A 17,211-nucleotide genomic window follows, 5' to 3' on the forward strand; every position below is an offset into this window, starting at 1 on the left:
GCCTGTTACGGCGCGGGACGCACCTGCGCGTCCGGCGACGCTTTCGGAGGCCGGGCTGCGAGGGCCGCCTGGTACAGGTCGCGCTTCGAGAGGCCGGTGGCCTCGGCGACCTCGTTGGAGGCGTCCTTCAGGCGTGTGCCCGAGGCCACGAGCGCGAGTACCTGCTCGAGCGCGGTGGCCGGATCGGCCTCGACGGCCTCAGCACCGGCGATGACGATGCAGATCTCGCCCTTCACACCCCCGGACGCCCATTCGGCCAGTTCAGCGGCCGTCCCCCGCTTGACCTCCTCGAACAGCTTGGTGAGCTCCCGGCACACCGCCACGCGACGATCGGCTCCGAGCACGGAGGCGATGTCCTCGAGGGAGGAGGCGAGTCGGTTGGGCGATTCGAAGAACACCATCGTGCGCGGCTCGGTCGCGAGCGCTCGCAGGCTGCTGCGTCGGTCGCCCGGCTTCCGCGGGAGGAACCCCTCGAAGGTGAAGCGGTCGGTCGCGAGGCCGGACACGGCGAGCGCCGTCACGACCGCCGACGGTCCGGGGATCGCGGTGACCTGGACGTCTGCGGCCGCCGCCGCGTCGACGAGGTGGAAGCCGGGGTCGGACACGGTCGGCATGCCGGCGTCGCTGAGCACGAGGACGTCGGTCTCACGGGCCAGTTCGACGATCTCGGCCGCGCGTTCGCGCTCGTTGTGGTCGTGCATGGCGATGAGCCGCGGCCGCGATTCCACACCGAGGGCGCGCAGCAGGTGGATGGCCGTCCGGGTGTCCTCGGCGACGATGACCTCCGCCGCGGCCAGCGCCTCCCGGAGTCGTGGCGACGCATCGCCGAGGTTGCCGATGGGGGTCGCTCCGAGGATGATCACCGGACCAGTCTCCCATCCGGTCGGGGTGGTTAGATGAGACGGTGTCGGTCGATCTTCTGGAAGCCCCTGTGACGGGATCCCGCCTCGACCGCTGGTGGGAGCGGATGCTCCGCACCGAGCGCCGCCGGAAGCTCTGGGTCTGGGGCGGCCCGGCCGCCGTGACGCTCCTCGCGTTCGTGCTGCGGTTCTGGAACCTCGGTCACCCGCACTCGCTCGTCTTCGACGAGACCTTCTACGTGAAGGACTCGTGGTCGCTGTGGCTGAACGGCTACGAGAGCACCTGGCCGGACGGGGCCGACGAGGGCTTCGCGAACGGCGACGCGGGCAGCCCGAGCACGAATCCCTCCTACGTCGTGCACCCACCACTCGGCAAGTGGCTGATCGCGCTCGGCATCGCCGTGTTCGGCATCGACGACAGCACCGGGTGGCGCATCTCCACCGTGATCGCCGGAACGCTCGCGGTCCTGCTCGTCACGCTCATCGCCAAGCGGTTGTTCACCTCGTCGATCCTCGCCGTCCTGGCCGGGTTCCTGTTCGCGATCGACGGGCACGCGATCGTCATGGCCCGGGTCTCGCTGCTCGACAACTTCGTGATGTTCTTCGTGCTCGCGGGATTCGGCGCGATCCTGTTGGACCGGTCGTGGCACGCGTCACGCCTGGCGGCGAAGGTCGCGTCAGCCCGGGCGAGGGGCGCCGATCCGGCCTGGGGTCCCGTCCTCCGGTGGCGGCCGTGGCTGCTCGCCGCAGGGGTCGCGTTCGGTGCGGCCACCGCGGTCAAGTGGAACGGACTGTACTTCCTCGCCGCGTTCGGCGTGTACGTGATCGTCACGGATCTGCTGCTCCGCCGCCGACTGGGCCTCAGCCTGTGGGCGAGCGCGGCGGTCCTCAAGCAGGGCCCGGTGTCCTTCGTGACCCTCGTCCCCGTGGCCGCCGTCGTGTACCTCGCCAGCTGGACCGGATGGATCAGGACGTCCGGCGGGTACGACCGTCAGTGGGCGGACGCGGTGGGCAACGCCTGGACCGGCACCTTCGCGTGGGTCCCCCACTGGTTCCAGAGCCTCCTCCACTACCACCAGAGCGCCTACAGCTTCCACGTCGGCCTCAGCACCCCGCACCCCTACGCCGCGAACCCGCTCGGCTGGCTGCTCATGATCCGGCCGACGAGCATGTACTACCAGTCCCCCGTCACCGGGACCGACGGCTGCGCGTGGGACGCCTGCTCCTCCGCGATCACCTCGATCGGCAACCCCCTCATCTGGTGGGGCGCCGCCGTCGCGCTCGGGTACTGCGTCTACCGGCTCCTCCGGCACCGCGAGTGGCAGGTCGGGCTCATCGTCCTCGGGGTCGCAGCGGGTTACCTGCCCTGGCTGCTCTACCTGAACCGGACGGTGTTCCAGTTCTACACGATCGTCTTCGAGCCGTACCTCATCCTGGCGCTCGTCTTCGCGATCGGGAAGATCCTCGGGTCCCGCGACGACCCGGAGGAACGACGGTTCGCCGGCGTCGGCGTCATCGGGGTGTTCGTGACCATCACGACGCTGTTGAGCATCTTCTGGTATCCGCTCTGGACCGCCATCACCGTGCCCTACTGGTTCTGGCACCTGCACGCCTGGTTGCCGTCATGGGTGTGACGGGAGGACGACGATGAAGACGCTCCCAGGGGTGCTCGTCGCCGGTGCAGCGGCGCTCGCCGCCCTGGGCCTCCACACCCTCCTGCCGGTCGTCCCGCTGCTGACCGCGAGCGTCCTGCTCGGCATGGTGGTGGGCCAGCTCCCCGCGTTCCAGCGGCTCGCGGCGGGCGTCCTGAAGCCGGGACTCGGCATGAGCGCGAAACGGTTCATGCGGATCGGTGTCGTCCTGCTGGGGCTGAAGCTGAGCCTCGTCGACATCGCCGGCCTGGGGTGGGTCACGCTCGCCACCACGGTCGCGATCGTCGTCGTCACCTTCTTCGTCACCCTCTGGCTCGGCCGGAGACTCGGGCTCGCGGGCCCCGAACCGCTCCTCATCGCCACGGGCTTCTCCATCTGCGGCGCCTCCGCCATCGGCGCGATGAGCGGCGTCGTGAAGGCGAAGGACGAGGAGCAGGCGACGCCCGTCGCGCTCGTCACCCTCTGCGGGACCCTCGCGATCTTCGTCCTCCCGGCACTCCGCGGCCCACTCGGGCTCAGTGACGAGCAGTTCGGTCACTGGGTGGGGGCGAGCGTGCACGACGTGGGTCAGGTCGTCGCGACCGCCCAGATCGCCGGCACGAGCGCACTCGCGATCGCCGTCGTCGTCAAGCTGACCCGCGTCGTGCTCCTCGCCCCCATGGTCGCCGCCGCCGCGACGATCGAGCGCCGCCGACTCCTGGCGGTGTCGGCCGGCGCCGGTGCTCAGGTCGATGCCGACGGGACCGCGACCGCAGCCCGACCGCCGATCGTCCCGCTGTTCGTCGCGGGCTTCATCGCCGCGGTCCTCGTCCGCACCCTGCTCCCGGTGCCCGAGCTCGTCCTGAACGTCGCCGACGGCGTGCAGACCGCACTGCTGGCGATGGCGCTCTTCGCACTCGGCGCTGCGATCCGCGTCCGCACACTCGTCACCACCGGGTGGCGCGCGCTCGTCGTCGGGCTCGTCTCCTGGCTCCTCATCGCGGTGCTCGCGCTCGGAGCGGTGCACCTGGCCTGAGGAAGGGGTGCGTGCCCGACCAGCGCGGCTAGTGCTCGCCGCCCACGATCTTCAGGCCGATGACGCAGCCGATGAGCCCGAGGATGAGCAGCACCTTGACGACCGACAGCTGCTCGCCGCCGAAGGTCATGGCGTATCCGACGGTGAGCGCTGCGCCGATCCCGACCCAGACCGCGTAGGCGGTGCCCACCGGGATGTCGCGCATGGCCCAGGCGAGGCCGACCATGCTGAGCACGAGCGCCCCCGCGAACGTCACGGTCGGCCAGAGCTTCGTGAAGCCCTCGGACTTGCCGAGCGCGGTGGCCCAGACGGCTTCCAGGACCCCGGACGCGATGAGTACGATCCAAGACATGACGATCACTCCCAAGTGGTCAGTCTTGTCGCGTTCCGGGTACTGCGCCCTCGTCCGGCAGCCCGATGAGGACTGTGTCCCACACGATACGCCGACGCCCTGGGCAGGCCCTGTGCAGTGCGGCCGAATGCGACGCAATGTTGCAGCACGGTGAAGCGCTCGACGGTGCTCCGGTAGCGTGAACGCATGGCAGATCGTGAGTATGGCTTCCGCACGCGTGCGATCCACGCGGGCAACATCCCCGACCAGGTGACCGGCGCACGGGCGCTGCCCATCTACCAGTCGAGCGCCTTCGTCTTCGACGACACCGCCGACGCCGCCGCCCGCTTCGCCCTGCAGAAGTACGGGAACATCTACTCCCGCCTCGCCAACCCGACGGTCGCGAGCTTCGAGGAGCGCATCGCCAGCCTCGAGGGCGGCCTCGGTGCCGTCGCGACCGCCTCCGGCCTCGCCGCGCAGTACATCACCTTCGCCTCGCTGGCCGGACAGGGCGACCACATCGTCGCCTCGGCCAACCTCTACGGCGGTTCGATCACCCAGCTCGACGTCACCCTCCGCCGGTTCGGCATCGAGACCACCTTCGTGCAGTCCTCCGACGCCGCCGACTACGCCGCCGCCATCCAGGAGAACACGAAGCTCGTCTTCGCCGAGACGGTCGCGAACCCCTCGGGCGAGATCGCCGACATCGAGGGCCTCGCCGACGTCGCGCACGCACACGGCATTCCGCTCATCATCGACTCGACCATCGCGACGCCCTACCTCAACCGACCGATCGAGTGGGGCGCCGACATCGTCACGCACTCGGCCACCAAGTTCCTCGGCGGCCACGGCACGACCCTCGGTGGCGTCGTCGTCGAAAGCGGGCGCTTCGACTGGAACACCGACAAGTTCCCACTGTTCGGTCAGCCTGTCCCGAGCTACGGCGGCCTGCAGTGGTCGGGCAACTTCGGCGAATACGCCTTCCTCACCCGGCTGCGCGCCGAGCAACTCCGCGACATCGGTCCGGCGCTCGCACCGCACTCGGCATTCCTCCTCGCCCAGGGTGTCGAGACACTGCCGTTCCGGATCCAGGCCCACGTCGACAACGCGCGGATCGTCGCCGAGTGGCTCGACGCCGACCCGCGCATCGCCGCCGTCAACTGGGCCGGACTCCCGGCCCACCCGCACCACGAGCGCGCGAACAAGTACCTGCCGAAGGGACCGGGCTCGGTCTTCAGCTTCGAGGTGAAGGGTGGCCGTCAGGTCGGCCAGAAGCTCATCGAGTCCGTCGACCTCGCGAGCCACCTGGCGAACATCGGCGACGCGAAGACGCTCATCATCCACCCCGCATCGACGACGCACGCGCAGCTGTCCGACCAGCAGCTCGTCGACGCCGGTGTGCTGCCGGGCATCGTCCGGCTGAGCGTCGGTATCGAGGACCCTGACGACATCATCTACGACCTCGACCAGGCGCTCGCCGCAGCGGTGAAGGAGTAGTGGCATGAGCACTTCGACAAGCTCAGTGACCGGTGTGGACGCGACAGTGACCGGTGTGGACGCGACAGTGACCGGTGTGGATGCGACCGCGACCGAGACCGACCAGGAAGCGACCGAGACGGTCCGGCTCACCAACGGTCTCACCTGCTCGCTGCCCGCCGATTCGCCGCTCGCGAAGCTGCTGCGTTCGCAGCGCACGTGGGCGGGCCCCGACGCGAAGGCCCGCCTGAAGCTCCTCCGCGAGGCGAAGTCCGTCGCGATCGTCGGCGCCTCCCCGAACCCGGCGCGTTCCTCGTACTTCGTGGGCACCTACCTGCAGCAGTCGAGCGACTTCACGATCTACTTCGTGAACCCGAACGCCACGGAGATCCTCGGTCAGCCCGCCTACCCCGACCTCGCCTCCCTGCCGGAGGTACCCGACATCGTCGACGTCTTCCGCAAGGCGAGCGACATCCCCCAGGTCATCGACGAGGTCGTCGCCATCGGAGCACCGACCGTCTGGGTGCAGCTCGGCATCTGGAACCAGGAGGCCGCCGAGTACGGCGAGTCGAAGGGTCTGAACGTCGTGATGGACCGCTGCATCAAGGTGGAGCACGCCCGGTTCCACGGTGGCCTCCACCTGCTCGGCTTCGACACCGGGCAGATCACCGCCCGCAAGACCCTGCGCTGACGGCAGTCCGGCTCACGACGACTGGAACAGCTCCGGGATACAGCCCTGGATACACTCGTGACGTGCCTGCGTCGAACCTCCGAGTGACCGTCCTGGGGCCGGTGCTCGTCGAGGGACGCACCGGTCGGCTCGTCGAACCCGGCGGCCGGCTCGCCAAAGCGCTGGTGACGATCCTGGTGCTCGCGGACGGGCGCGCCGTGTCGACGGCCGCCCTCATCGACGAGCTGTGGGACGACGCACCGCCCGCAGGTGCCAAAGCCGCTCTGCAGACCCTGGTCTCACGGGTGCGCGCCGTGTCGGCGCCGGACCTCATCCACTCCTCGGCTGCCGGGTATCGACTGGAGGTCGACCAGTCCCTGGTCGACCTCCACGTCGCCGCGCAGGCGGCCGATGCGGCGTCGACGGCCATCCGCGCCGCCGACCCGCACACCGCGGGCACGCTCGCCCGGGACGCGCTCCTCCTCTGGACCGGTGATCCAGGCGCTGAACTGGACGGCCCGCTCGGCGACGCGCTGGCGCACCGCGCGGCGCGGCTCCGCGACGAGCTCCGCCGGGTGCGCGCCCAGAGCCGCCTCGAACTCGGCGACGGCGCGGCCGTCATCACCGATCTCGAGGCGCTCGTCGCCGCCGAGCCGCTCGACGACACCACCCAGCTGATGCTCTTCAACGCCTACGCGCAGAGCGGACGTCGCTCCGATGCGATGCAGCTCTTCGCAGACCACCGTCACCGGCTCCGGGACGAACTCGGCGCCGACCCGACGTCGGCGCTGGTCGCGGCACACGCGTCGCTCCTGCAGGACGCCGTCGAGCCGTCTCCGCCGGCGGCCACACCAGCGACCGCCCGGGTCTCCAGCATGGTGCTCGGACTCCGGACGGCGCCGAACGAGCTCCTCGGTCGCGACGCCGACCTCGACGCGATCGGCACGCTCGTGTCCGAGGTCCGCCTCACCACGATCCTCGGCCCCGGTGGCCTCGGGAAGACCCGACTCGCCCAGGAGGTCGCACGGCGTGCCACCACGACCACGCCCGGCGTCGTCGTGGTGGAACTGGCGAGCGTGCGGGACCCGGAGGATCTGCCACTCGCGGTCGCGACCGCACTCGGCATCCGCGAAGCCCCGACCCCGCGTCGGCTGAGCGAAGCGATCATGGTGCAACCGGTCGAACTGCACGAACGCATCATCGACCGGCTCTCGGAGCGGCCGACGCTGCTCGTGATGGACAACTGCGAGCACCTCGTGGACGCGGCGGCGCGCTGGATCGCCGATGCGCTGGCCTGGGCCGGTGACCTCCGCGTCCTCGCGACGAGTCGGAGCCCGTTGTCGATCGCCGCCGAGCACGTCTACCAACTCGACCCGCTGGACGCCGCCGTGGACGGCACCGACCTCGAACACGCGGGCCCGGCCGTGCGGCTGTTCGTCGAGCGTGCCCGCGCCGCCCGTCCGGGACTCCATGTGCCACTCGACGCCGCGGCACGTCTCTGCGCGAGACTCGACGGCCTGCCGCTGGCGATCGAACTCGCGGCGGCGCGCACCAGATCCATGTCGGTCGAGGAGGTGGAGCGACGACTCGGGAACCGCTTCACCCTGCTGACCGCCGGTGATCGCAGTGCGCCTGAGCGCCACCGCACCCTGCTCGCCGTCATCGACTGGAGTTGGAACCTCCTGGGCGAGCACGAACGTGTCGTCCTCCGTCGCATGTCCAGGTTCCCCGACGGCTTCGATCTGGAGGCGGCTGCAGCGCTCGCCCCCGAGGTCGAGGTCGAGGAGGCGCTCGACGCGCTCGTCGGCCAGTCGTTGCTCACCGTGCAGGACGACCTTGTCACCGGGACCGTCCGATTCCGGATGCTCGAGACGGTCCGCGAGTTCGGCGCGATCAAGTCCGCCGAGGCGCACGAGGACGACCTCGTACTCGACCGCACTCGGACGTGGGCGGTCGCACTCGCTGAGACGCTCCTCCCCGCCATGCAGGGACCGCGACAGGTGGCGGCGTTCGCGCGCCTCGCCCTCGAACAGGACACCCTGGTGGACGTGCTCCGCGGGGCCGTCGCCGACGATCGTGCCGACGTCGTCGCCCCGGTCTTCGCAGGACTCGCCCTCTTCTGGACGATCCGCAGCGCGCATCAGGAGGTCCTGGTCTTCGGAACGGCCGTCCTCGACGTGCTCCGCCATCAGGACCCGGAGTCGGTGTCGACCGACACCCCGGCCATCGCCGTCGCCATCATCACCGTGACCTTCCTCGCCACCGATCCCCGGACGTCCGCGCGGGCGATCGGCGTGCTCCGCCGACTCGAACGGGTACGCACGACACAGGATCCACGGATGCGCGCGATGGTGGGCCTGTTGCTGGTCGCGGGTCGCCCCGAACGCGCGGGGGCCCTCCTCCGCGAGTACTCCCGGTCGACCGACCCGCACGTCGCGAACCTCGGGAACCTCATGTCGGCCCAGGCGGCGGAGAACGACGGCGACCCCCGCGCCGCCGAAGCGGCCGCCCTGCGCGCGAACGACCTCTCGCTCACGCTCGGCGACGTCTGGGGCGCCGCCATGAGTGCGCACATGCTCGCCCAACTGCACAGCCAGAACGACGAGCCGGAGGAGGCGCTCGTCTGGGCGGCCCGTGCTGCCGAGGGGCTGACCGCGATCGGTGCCGAGGCGGACCTCCGTCAACTCGAGTGGCTGATCGCGATCGGCGACATCGCCCGCGGCGACCACGCCGCCGCCACCACCGTGCTCGACCGGTTCCTCTCGGACGACGTCTCGTTCTCCGCGTTCGCCCCGCTCCCCGAACGGCGGTCGATCGGCTGGGCCGGTCTCGCCGAGATCGCGCGGGCACAGGGCGACGCCGCACGGGGAGCCGAGCTCTACGGGAAGGCGCTCGTGGCGTTCGCTCCGGGTGAGTCGCGCCGATCGCCGTGGTTCACCCTCGTCGGCTCCGCCGCGATCGCCGCCGCCGTGCTGGACGGTGTCCCGGACGCCACCGAGGTCCAGGGTCTCGCGCGGCGGGTCCGCACCCGCACCATCGCGCTGGGACGCCTCCTCCCGAACCGGTTCGACCGACCGGTGCTGGGTTCCACCGTCATCGCCCTCGGCGCCTGGTACGTCCGTTCGGAGGACGACGAGGTGCGGTTGATCGGCGCAGAGCTCATCGCGCTCGCCAGTGCGCTCGCCTCCCGTCAGGACATCCCCTCGCTCGTCCGCACACCACACGAGGCAGCAGCGGCGGCGCGACTCACGCCGACCGAGCGCGACCGCATCGCCGAGCGGTCCCTTTCCCTGCAGGCGCACGAGAGCGCCGCCAGGGCGTTCGAACTGCTCGGCAGTCCTGCCCTGGCGGCGCGCTGATCGGTCGCTGCGATCGTCTCGTCGTCAGGCGCGGCGCATGTACGCCCGCACGGTGAGCGGTGCGAAGACCGCGACGATGACGGCGGCACCGAGGAGCGCCAGCCAGGCGTCGCCGCCGAAGACACCCGTGTTCGCGAGGTCGCGGACCGCGGTCACGAGGTGCGAGACCGGGTTCACGTCCACGAAGCCCTGGAGGAAGCTCGGCATCGTCTCCGGGTTCACGAAGGCGTTCGACAGGAACGTCAGCGGGAACAGGACGAGGAACGAGATGCCCTGCACGCTGCTCGCGCTCCGGGCGATGACCCCGAAGAACGCGAAGATCCAGCTGATGGCCCAGGCGCAGACGATCACGAGGAGGCCGGCGAGGGCCACGAAGCCGATGCCGCCCTCCGGTCGGTACCCCATGACGAAGCCCATCGCGAAGGTGAGCGTCGTGGCGATCGTGTACCGCACCGTGTCGGCGAGGAGGGCACCGGCCAGCGGTGCGATGCGGGCGATGGGCATCGACTTGAAGCGGTCGAACACGCCCTTGTCCATGTCCTCGCGCAGCTGGATGCCGGTCACGACCGAGGTCGTGATGACGGTCTGGACCAGGATGCCCGGGATGATGATCGGCAGATAGCTCGCGACGTCGCCGGCGATCGCGCCGCCGAAGATGTACGTGAACATCAGGGTGAAGATGATCGGCTGGACCGTCACGTCGATCAGCTGCTCGGGCGTGCGCTTGATCTTGAGCAGTCCGCGGTACGCCATGGTGAAGGAGTTGCGGACCGTCTGCGAGAGGCTGACGTGGTTCCGGAGGGACCGGTCTGCGGCCGGGGTGATGGTGATCGTGCTCATGCGTGGACCTGCTCTGCGGTGTCGAGGGAATCGGTGTCGGATGTGGCGTCGGCGTCGTCCGCCTCGACGCCGTGCCCGGTGAGGGTGAGGAAGACCTCGTCGAGCGTCGGCTTCTGGACGCTCATCTCCGCGAGCCGGATCCCGGCTTCCCGGAGCGTGATGAAGAGGTCGGTCACGGCGTCGGGGTCGCGCATCGGGGCCGTGATGCGGGTGGCCTCCGGCGAGACGACGGTGTCGACGCCGAGGACGCTCGAGATGACCCGTCGCGCATCCTCCAGGTCGGCCGGGTCCGCGAGCCGCAGCTGCAGCGACGACTCGCCGACGGAGGCCTTCAGCTCGTCGGAGGTGCCCTCGGCGACCACGAGACCGCGGTCGATGACGGCGATCCGGTCGGCGAGCTGGTCCGCCTCGTCGAGGTACTGGGTGGTCAGGAGGACGGTCGAGCCCGTCGCGACCAGGCGGCGGATCGTGTCCCACATCTGCGCGCGGGTCCGCGGGTCGAGGCCCGTGGTCGGCTCGTCGAGGAAGATGAGGGGCGGCTGGGCGATGAGGCTCGCCGCGAGGTCGAGACGACGACGCATGCCGCCGGAGAACTTCTTCAGGGGTCGCGACGCCGCGTCGCTCAGGCCGAACTCCTCGAGGAGTTCCGCGCTCTTGCGCTTCGCCTCCGCGCGGCCGAGTCCGAGCAGTCGCGAGAAGATGACGAGGTTCTCGGTGGCCGAGAGGTTCTCGTCGACGGACGCGAACTGCGCGGTCACGCCGATGAGCTGGCGCACGACCTGCGACTCCCGCTGGATGTCGTGTCCGAAGACGGTGGCGGTGCCGGCGTCAGGACGCAGGAGCGTCGCCAGCATGCTGATGGTGGTGGTCTTGCCGGCGCCGTTCGGGCCGAGGACGCCGTAGACGGTGCCGGTGCGGACCGAGAGGTCGACGCCGTCGACCGCCCGGTTGTCGCCGAAGGTCTTCACGAGGCCGTGGGCTTCGATCGCCCAGTCGGAGCTGATGCTCATGCGGATGCCTTTCGAAATCAGGTGTGGGCCGCCGGTGGGCGACCCGGACAACAGTGTGGGCGGGGGCACTCACGGATCGCTCACCTGCCGCTGACACCCGCTGACGGCCGCTGACACCGCACCCGGCGCCGAGGACGCTTAGAGTGAGAGGAGCCAGTCGCACCGAAGGGGGTCGTCCAGTGACCGCATACGTGTCCGCGTTCGACCTCTTCTCCATCGGGATCGGGCCGTCCAGCTCGCACACGGTCGGACCGATGCGGGCGGCCCTGGCCTTCGCCACCGGGCTCGCGGACGACGGACTGCTCGACCGGGTCGACCGCGTCACGTGCTCGTTGTACGGATCGCTCGGCGCGACCGGCATCGGCCACGGCACCCCCGACGCTGTCGTCGCGGGACTCCAGGGGCTCACCCCCGAAGGGTGCGATCCCGCCGAGGTCCGACGGGCCTGGAGCGACCACCCCGACGGCGCTCCGCTCACGCTCGCCGGGACGCGTGCCATCGCGTTCTCGAAGGACGACGTCTCGTTCGTGCCCAGGACGAGGCTGCCTGGCCACCCGAACGCCATGACGCTCCACGCCTGGGATCAGCGGAGCGACCTCCCCGTGCGCTCCGAGACGTACTACTCGGTCGGCGGCGGCTTCATCCGTCGTGACGGCGACGACCCGAGCACGGTGCTGCCGTCGACCCCCGTGCCGATGCCGTTCCGGACCGCTGAGACGCTCATCGGGCTCTGCGACGAGACGGGGCTGCCGATCGACGCGATCGCGAGACGCAACGAGGAGGCCCTGCGGTCCGTGGTCGAGGTCGACGCCGGCCTCGACGCCATCTGGACGGCCATGCACGAGTGCGTGACCGCCGGGCTCTCCGACACCGGCACACTCCCGGGCGGTCTCGGCGTCAAGCGCCGGGCGCGAGCCGTCCGTGAGCGCCTCGACGTGGCCGAGGCCGAGAGCGGGCGCGAGCTCCCCACGGAGTGGCTGCACGCGTTCGCCCTGGCGGTCAACGAGCAGAACGCCTCGGGCGGGCGGGTCGTGACCGCACCCACGAACGGGGCCGCGGGGATCATCCCGGCGGTCGGGAGCTACTACCTGCGGTTCGTGCCGGGCGCCTCGCTCGACGGCATCCGTCGGTACCTGCTCACGGCGACCGCCATCGGCTCGCTCTTCAAAGCCAACGCGTCCATCTCGGGCGCCGAGGGCGGTTGCCAGGCCGAGGTCGGATCGGCCTGCGCCATGGCCGCCGGCGCCCTGTGCGCCGTCCTCGGCGGCACACCGCGCCAGGTCGAGAACGCCGCGGAGATCGCGATGGAGCACCACCTCGGCCTCACGTGCGACCCAGTGGGCGGGCTCGTCCAGGTCCCGTGCATCGAACGCAACGCGATCGCCTCCTCGACGGCCGTCAGCGCCGCACGCCTGTCCCTGCACGGCGACGGGACGCACCTGGTGTCGCTCGACACCGTGATCGAGACCATGCGCCAGACCGGCGTCGACATGTCGACGAAGTACAAGGAGACGAGCGAGGGCGGTCTCGCGGTCAACGTCATCGAGTGCTGAACCGCGGCGTCGTGTGACCGCGTGTTGCCGACCACCGTGGTCATCCGGGCCGCGGCCTCCTACGGTGGGCGCATGACCTCCACGCACGCGCCGTTCCTGGTGGAACCGCTCGTCTCCACCCAGTGGCTCGCGGACCATCTCGGCAGCGAGAGCCTCATCGTCCTCGACGCGAGCGTCTTCGAGCTGCCTGCGCTGGACGGCGGCCCGGTGCGACTGGTGAGCGGCTACGACCTGTACCTCTTCGACGGCCATGTGCCCGGTGCCGTGTTCGTCGAGCTGCTGGACGCGCGCCAGGGGCTCGGAGCATCCTCACCGGACGAGGTCCGACGCGGCGCGGCCGCCATCGGCGTCACGGAGCAGCACACGGTCGTCCTGTACGACCAGCTGGACGGGCGCTCCGCCGAGCGCCTTCGTGCGGCGCTGACCGGAGCTGGATACAAGCGCGTCGCGCTCCTCGACGGCGGCCTCGGGCGCTGGCGCTCCGAAGCCCGCGAGCTGCGCTTCGGCCGACCGGACGGCACGTTCGGAGCCTGACCCACCCAGGTGTCGGAGCGACGGGCACGCTGGTTCAGCGGGCGTCGAGCTGCGCCACATCCGTCACGGGGAGGCGGCAGACGAAGTCCCGGCAGTGGTAGGCGGTCAACCGGCCGTCCCGACTCGTCCGCTCGGCGAAGACGTCGAACCCGCTCCTCGCCCAGGCCACCGCCTGCCGCTCGGAGACCACCGCCACGACGTCGTCCCGGCGCGTCCTGACCGCGTCGCGCATCGCCCGGTCCGCCGTTGCGCGAGCCTCGTCCTCATCCGGATCCGCCCGATCCGGCCCGACGACGATCAGTTGCGACGCCGGCCCGGTGAGCGATGCCGCGAGGGCCAGACTCGCGCCGAACGCGGTCGGTGCCGACAGCGCAGCCGACGCGGCGAACCGGACCGCGCTCTCGGCGGCGTCCCGGAACCGGCCGTCTGCCGTCAGCTGGAACAGCAGCAGCGACGCGCGTCCGAGCGAGGAGATCCCCGAGGGATACGCGCCCTCCGACGGGTCGCCGTCGATCCGCATGCCCTGGGCCGACAGCACCGGGTCGCCACCACCGGGCAGGATGAAGCCGGCCACCGTGGCGGAGGAGGTGTCGGTCACGGTCTCGTCAGTCACGGTCTCGTCCGGCAAGCACCGGTCGACGAGGTCGCGGGCGACCTCCGCGTAGCGGACCTCGCCCGTCGCGAGGCCGAGGCGCAGGAGCCCCTCCGCGAGCATCCCGTAGTCCTCGAGGGCCGCAGCCGCACCCGACCGCCGTTCGTCGAGCGAGGCCCGGGCGAGCGTGCCGTCCGAGGCGAGGTGGTTCTCGACCACCGCGTCCGCCGCCCACCTCGCTGATTCGATCCATTCGGGGCGGTCGAAGACCGTCGAGGCCTCCGCCAGCGCGCCGATCGCGAGCCCGTTCCAACCGGTGAGCACCTTGCGGTCAACGGCCGGCGGGGTCAGCGTCGCCCGGCCGTCGGCATCGCGTCGATAGTAGCCACCTTCGGATCCGATGCCGTCGACGACGCTCTCGGAGTCCTGCGCCGACCCGAAGCCGCCGCTCGGCTGCTGCAGCGTGCCGATGAGGAACTCGGCGATCCCGGCGGCGACACTGGCCGCCCACGAGCTCGGGCGCTCGGCCCAGGCCCGCGTGTACGCGGTGAGCAGGAGCGCATTGTCGGTCAGCATGCGTTCGTAGTGCGGCTCGGTCCAGTCCCGATTGACCGCGTATCGGAAGAACCCGCCTTCGACCGGATCTCGGAGCGCTGAGGCCCCCATCGTCCTGAGGGTGCGTTGCGCGAGGTCGACACCGCGGCGGGCGACCTCCCCCTCGCGCGGCGTCAGCAGGAAGTCGAACAGCGGGGCCATCGGGAACTTCGGAGCCGTGCCGAAGCCGCCGAGCTCCTGGTCCTCGAGCGCCTCGACCGCCACGATCGACGCGTCGAGGTCTCCGGGTTCCGGCAGTGGGGCGTCATCCGTGGACGACATCGTCTCGGCGATCGCCCGCGCGAGTCCGTCGGCACTCGCGACGACCTGCTCCCGTCGCTCGGCCCACGCGACGCGGACGGCCTCGAGCACCTGCGGGAACGAGGGATGCCCGCGGAGCGGGACGGGAGGCGAGTAGGTCCCCGCGTGGAAGACGTGTCCGCGCGGCGTCACGAACACGTTCAGCGGCCAGCCCAGGTCACGGGTGAACGCGCCGGCGGCGGCGAGGTAGCTGGCGTCGACGTCGGGATGTTCCTCGCGGTCGACCTTCACCGCCACGAAATCGCGGCGGAGGAGCTCGGCGATGTGCTCGTCCGAGAACGACTCGCGTGCCATGACGTGACACCAGTGACACGTCGAGTAGCCGATCGAGACGAGCAGGGGGACGTCACGACGGGCCGCTTCGGCGAAGGCCTCCGGCCCCCAGGGGTACCAGTCGACCGGCTGCTCGGCGTGCGAGCGGAGGTACGGGCTCATCGCCTCGGCGAGCCGGTTCGTCATGCGGGATCCGTGGCCCGGGACCTACTGGCCGAGCGGCAGTCGCTCGCCCGCCGTGATCCGGGTGCGGAGCCGGTTGTTCGGCGCAGGCAGCGGGCACACGTAGTGGTCGCTGAACGCGCACGGAGGCAGGTACGCGCGATTGAAGTCGACGAGGACGTGGCCGTCCGCGGTCGGGGCCGGCATGCTGATGAACCGGAACCGGTAGCTCTCGTCGCCACTCGTGCCGTCGGCGAAGACCGCCCAGAGTCCGTTCGGGCCGCCCGTGACCGTCAGCGAGACCGCTTCATCACCGAGCTCTAACTCGACCCGGCCGACAGGGGTCTCGGTCGTGACGTGGCCGTCGATCGACTCGGTCTCGACCGTGACGTCCGGGGACGGCACGAACCGCGCCGGCCGGATCCAGGCGACGTCGGGGGCGAACGCGCTGATGCCCGCGAGCGAGGTCCGCGTCGGCGCCTCCGGGTCGAGCACGCGGAGGGCGTAGACGCCGTCTCGCTCCATACCTCGGAGGAGCGCGTCGCCGAAGTGCAGTTCGTCACCGTGGACCAGCTCGACGCGGTCGGTCATGATCTGCGCGCCACTCGGCGTGGTCAGTCCGGTGCCCGTGAGCCGCTCACCGACGATGCCGGTCGCGTCCGCACGCCAGGTGCCTGGCGCGCCCTCGAGAGCGGTCGCCTCCTCGGTCAGCCAGTGGGTGAACCGGAGGGCGGCGATACCGTGGGGTGCTCGGACGGAACGCTCGCGAGCGGTGTGCCAGGCGGTCCAGGACGCGATGAACTCTGCGGGGGTCTCGGAACTCATACCCTGACGCTATCAACTCCTCAGGTGTCGGAGACCCCCTGGACATCCGGCTGCAGCCGGATGCGCTCCCCGCGAACAGCGCGATGGCGCCGCCCGGAGAACCGGACGACGCCATCGACGTGTGGCTGCTGCTCAGCTGAAGAGCTTCTTGTCCTTCAGCCAGTCGGCCGCGAGGGTCTTCGGAGCGGCCTTCTCGTCGCCCTGGTTGCGGGCGTTGAGCTCGATGAGGTCCTCGGTGGTCAGCTCCGCGGACACGGCGTTCAAGACCTCCTTGACCTTGTCGCTGGCCTTGGCCGAGTTGATCAGCGGCAGGACGTTCTGCGGGAGGATCAGGTTCTCCGGGTCCTCGAGCGTGACGAAGTCGTTCTCGGTGATCGACGGGGTCGTGGTGTAGATGTCGGCGAGCTGGACCGTGCCGTCGAGCAGGGCCGCGGTGGTCTGTGCGCCGCCGCCGTCGCTGATCGGGACGAAGGTGAGCTTGTCGGCGGGGACGCCGTACACCTCGGTCAGGCCCTTCGGGCCGTACGGACGCTCGGCCAACTCGGGTGCGCCGCCGATGGCCAGCGGGATGGTGAGGGCCGCGAGGTCGGCGAGGCTCGTGACGTTGTTCGCCTCGCTGAACTCCTTCGTGACGTTGTAGGAGTCCTTGTCCTCCGCCTTGGACTGGTCGAGGACCTCGTAGCCCTTCGGCGTGGCCTCCTGGAGGGCGGAGTAGACCTCGTCGCTCGACGTGGCCGTGGCGGAGTCGTCGAAGAACTGCAGCAGGTTGCCGCTGTAGTCGGGGACGAGGTCGATCGAGCCGTCTTCGAGCGCTGCGATGTAGACGTCGCGCGCGCCGATGTTGAGGGACTCGGCCGTCTTGATGTCGTTGGCCTCGAGCGCCTGGATGTAGATCTGGGCGATGATCTCCGACTCGGGGAATCCGGCGGAGCCGACCGTGATCGTGTCGGATGCCGCGGTCTCCCCGGCGGTCGGGTCGCCTGCGGAGCAGGCGCTGAGCGCGAGGGCCGCGACGGCGGTCGCGGCGATGCCGACGGCGAGGCGTCGACCCTGTCGAACTGTGAACATGGTGTTTCCTATCTGTGATGGGCGAGAACGGTGGTGCCGTTGTGGGTCTGGGAGCCGGGCGGTGCTGTCACCCGGG

Annotated in this window: 14 protein-coding genes and 1 riboswitch; of the genes, 7 read left to right on the top strand and 7 right to left on the bottom strand. The window is 70.5% G+C overall.

The window, feature by feature from the left end; all coding sequences use genetic code 11:
* Nucleotides 1-5: 5 nt before the first annotated feature.
* On the bottom strand, nucleotides 6-863 hold the full coding sequence (gene rsmI, locus IFU30_RS11985; RefSeq protein WP_124768941.1) for a 16S rRNA (cytidine(1402)-2'-O)-methyltransferase: 858 nt from the start codon (nucleotides 861-863) through the stop codon (nucleotides 6-8).
* Between the two features lie 68 nt (nucleotides 864-931).
* Between rsmI and IFU30_RS11990 the strand changes: the two genes are divergently transcribed.
* Complete coding sequence (locus IFU30_RS11990; protein ID WP_342450856.1) at nucleotides 932-2,494, top strand: dolichyl-phosphate-mannose--protein mannosyltransferase; 1,563 nt, start codon at nucleotides 932-934, stop codon at nucleotides 2,492-2,494.
* A 13-nt stretch (nucleotides 2,495-2,507) separates the two neighbouring features.
* A complete protein-coding gene (locus IFU30_RS11995; RefSeq protein WP_192005296.1) occupies nucleotides 2,508-3,527 on the top strand; it encodes a YeiH family protein in 1,020 nt (339 codons plus the stop codon).
* Between the two features lie 28 nt (nucleotides 3,528-3,555).
* Here the strand turns inward: IFU30_RS11995 and IFU30_RS12000 are convergent, their stop codons facing one another.
* Complete coding sequence (locus tag IFU30_RS12000; RefSeq protein WP_192005297.1) at nucleotides 3,556-3,879, bottom strand: DMT family transporter; 324 nt, start codon at nucleotides 3,877-3,879, stop codon at nucleotides 3,556-3,558.
* A gap of 14 nt (nucleotides 3,880-3,893) precedes the next feature.
* A riboswitch (guanidine-III (ykkC-III) riboswitch) is annotated at nucleotides 3,894-3,957 on the bottom strand.
* A gap of 108 nt (nucleotides 3,958-4,065) precedes the next feature.
* On the opposite strand from IFU30_RS12000, the gene IFU30_RS12005 reads away from it, so the two are divergent.
* The 3 genes from IFU30_RS12005 (at nucleotide 4,066) to IFU30_RS12015 (ending at nucleotide 9,363) form a co-directional block, all read left to right on the top strand.
* Nucleotides 4,066-5,355, top strand: a complete 1,290-nt coding sequence (locus IFU30_RS12005) for an O-acetylhomoserine aminocarboxypropyltransferase/cysteine synthase family protein (RefSeq protein WP_079705440.1) — start codon at nucleotides 4,066-4,068, stop codon at nucleotides 5,353-5,355.
* Nucleotides 5,356-5,506: 151 nt separating this feature from the next.
* Nucleotides 5,507-6,025, top strand: coding sequence for a CoA-binding protein (locus IFU30_RS12010; protein WP_228501818.1), 519 nt, complete (start codon nucleotides 5,507-5,509; stop codon nucleotides 6,023-6,025).
* 62 nt (nucleotides 6,026-6,087) lie between these two features.
* Nucleotides 6,088-9,363 (top strand): BTAD domain-containing putative transcriptional regulator, encoded by a 3,276-nt coding sequence (locus IFU30_RS12015; protein ID WP_192005299.1) that lies wholly within the window; start codon nucleotides 6,088-6,090, stop codon nucleotides 9,361-9,363.
* Between the two features lie 24 nt (nucleotides 9,364-9,387).
* Here IFU30_RS12015 and IFU30_RS12020 read toward each other — a convergent pair whose 3' ends face one another.
* Both IFU30_RS12020 and IFU30_RS12025 read right to left on the bottom strand, forming a co-directional pair.
* Nucleotides 9,388-10,203 (bottom strand): ABC transporter permease, encoded by an 816-nt coding sequence (locus tag IFU30_RS12020; protein WP_064296503.1) that lies wholly within the window; start codon nucleotides 10,201-10,203, stop codon nucleotides 9,388-9,390.
* Nucleotides 10,200-11,213 carry an ATP-binding cassette domain-containing protein gene (locus tag IFU30_RS12025; RefSeq protein WP_085510429.1) on the bottom strand — a complete coding sequence of 338 codons (1,014 nt, stop codon included), beginning with the start codon at nucleotides 11,211-11,213 and terminating at the stop codon, nucleotides 10,200-10,202. Before IFU30_RS12025 ends, IFU30_RS12020 begins: the two co-directional genes overlap by 4 nt.
* Nucleotides 11,214-11,392: 179 nt before the next feature.
* Here IFU30_RS12025 and IFU30_RS12030 point away from each other — a divergent pair, with 179 nt between their 5' ends.
* Nucleotides 11,393-12,766 (top strand): L-serine ammonia-lyase, encoded by a 1,374-nt coding sequence (locus tag IFU30_RS12030; RefSeq protein ID WP_192005300.1) that lies wholly within the window; start codon nucleotides 11,393-11,395, stop codon nucleotides 12,764-12,766.
* A 72-nt stretch (nucleotides 12,767-12,838) separates the two neighbouring features.
* Entirely contained in the window at nucleotides 12,839-13,300 is a 462-nt protein-coding gene (locus tag IFU30_RS12035) for a rhodanese-like domain-containing protein (RefSeq protein WP_192005301.1), read from the top strand.
* 34 nt (nucleotides 13,301-13,334) lie between these two features.
* On the opposite strand, the gene IFU30_RS12040 is transcribed toward IFU30_RS12035, so the two are convergent.
* The 3 genes from IFU30_RS12040 to IFU30_RS12050 form a co-directional block, all read right to left on the bottom strand.
* The gene (locus tag IFU30_RS12040) at nucleotides 13,335-15,266 is read right to left on the bottom strand and encodes a thioredoxin domain-containing protein (protein ID WP_192005302.1); all 1,932 of its coding nucleotides are present in this window, start codon (nucleotides 15,264-15,266) and stop codon (nucleotides 13,335-13,337) included.
* A gap of 21 nt (nucleotides 15,267-15,287) precedes the next feature.
* Entirely contained in the window at nucleotides 15,288-16,067 is a 780-nt protein-coding gene (locus IFU30_RS12045; protein WP_192005303.1) for a DUF1684 domain-containing protein, read from the bottom strand.
* Nucleotides 16,068-16,199: 132 nt separating this feature from the next.
* Complete coding sequence (locus tag IFU30_RS12050) at nucleotides 16,200-17,135, bottom strand: ABC transporter substrate-binding protein (RefSeq protein WP_079705431.1); 936 nt, start codon at nucleotides 17,133-17,135, stop codon at nucleotides 16,200-16,202.
* Nucleotides 17,136-17,211: the final 76 nt, after the last annotated feature.

It is taken from the genome of Plantibacter sp. CFBP 8798, from assembly GCF_014841195.1.
GTDB classification, from domain to species: Bacteria; Actinomycetota; Actinomycetes; order Actinomycetales; family Microbacteriaceae; genus Plantibacter; species Plantibacter auratus.

Bases quoted from the DNA above. Each gene is read 5' to 3' on its own strand.
- IFU30_RS11995 (WP_192005296.1), top strand. From the start codon at position 2,508: ATGAAGACGCTCCCAGGGGTGCTCGTCGCCGGTGCAGCGGCGCTCGCC.
- IFU30_RS12000 (WP_192005297.1), bottom strand. From the start codon at position 3,879: ATGTCTTGGATCGTACTCATCGCGTCCGGGGTCCTGGAAGCCGTCTGG.
- IFU30_RS12005 (WP_079705440.1), top strand. From the start codon at position 4,066: ATGGCAGATCGTGAGTATGGCTTCCGCACGCGTGCGATCCACGCGGGC.
- IFU30_RS12020 (WP_064296503.1), bottom strand. From the start codon at position 10,203: ATGAGCACGATCACCATCACCCCGGCCGCAGACCGGTCCCTCCGGAAC.
- IFU30_RS12025 (WP_085510429.1), bottom strand. From the start codon at position 11,213: ATGAGCATCAGCTCCGACTGGGCGATCGAAGCCCACGGCCTCGTGAAG.
- IFU30_RS12035 (WP_192005301.1), top strand. From the start codon at position 12,839: ATGACCTCCACGCACGCGCCGTTCCTGGTGGAACCGCTCGTCTCCACC.
- IFU30_RS12040 (WP_192005302.1), bottom strand. From the start codon at position 15,266: ATGACGAACCGGCTCGCCGAGGCGATGAGCCCGTACCTCCGCTCGCAC.
- IFU30_RS12045 (WP_192005303.1), bottom strand. From the start codon at position 16,067: ATGAGTTCCGAGACCCCCGCAGAGTTCATCGCGTCCTGGACCGCCTGG.
- IFU30_RS12050 (WP_079705431.1), bottom strand. From the start codon at position 17,135: ATGTTCACAGTTCGACAGGGTCGACGCCTCGCCGTCGGCATCGCCGCG.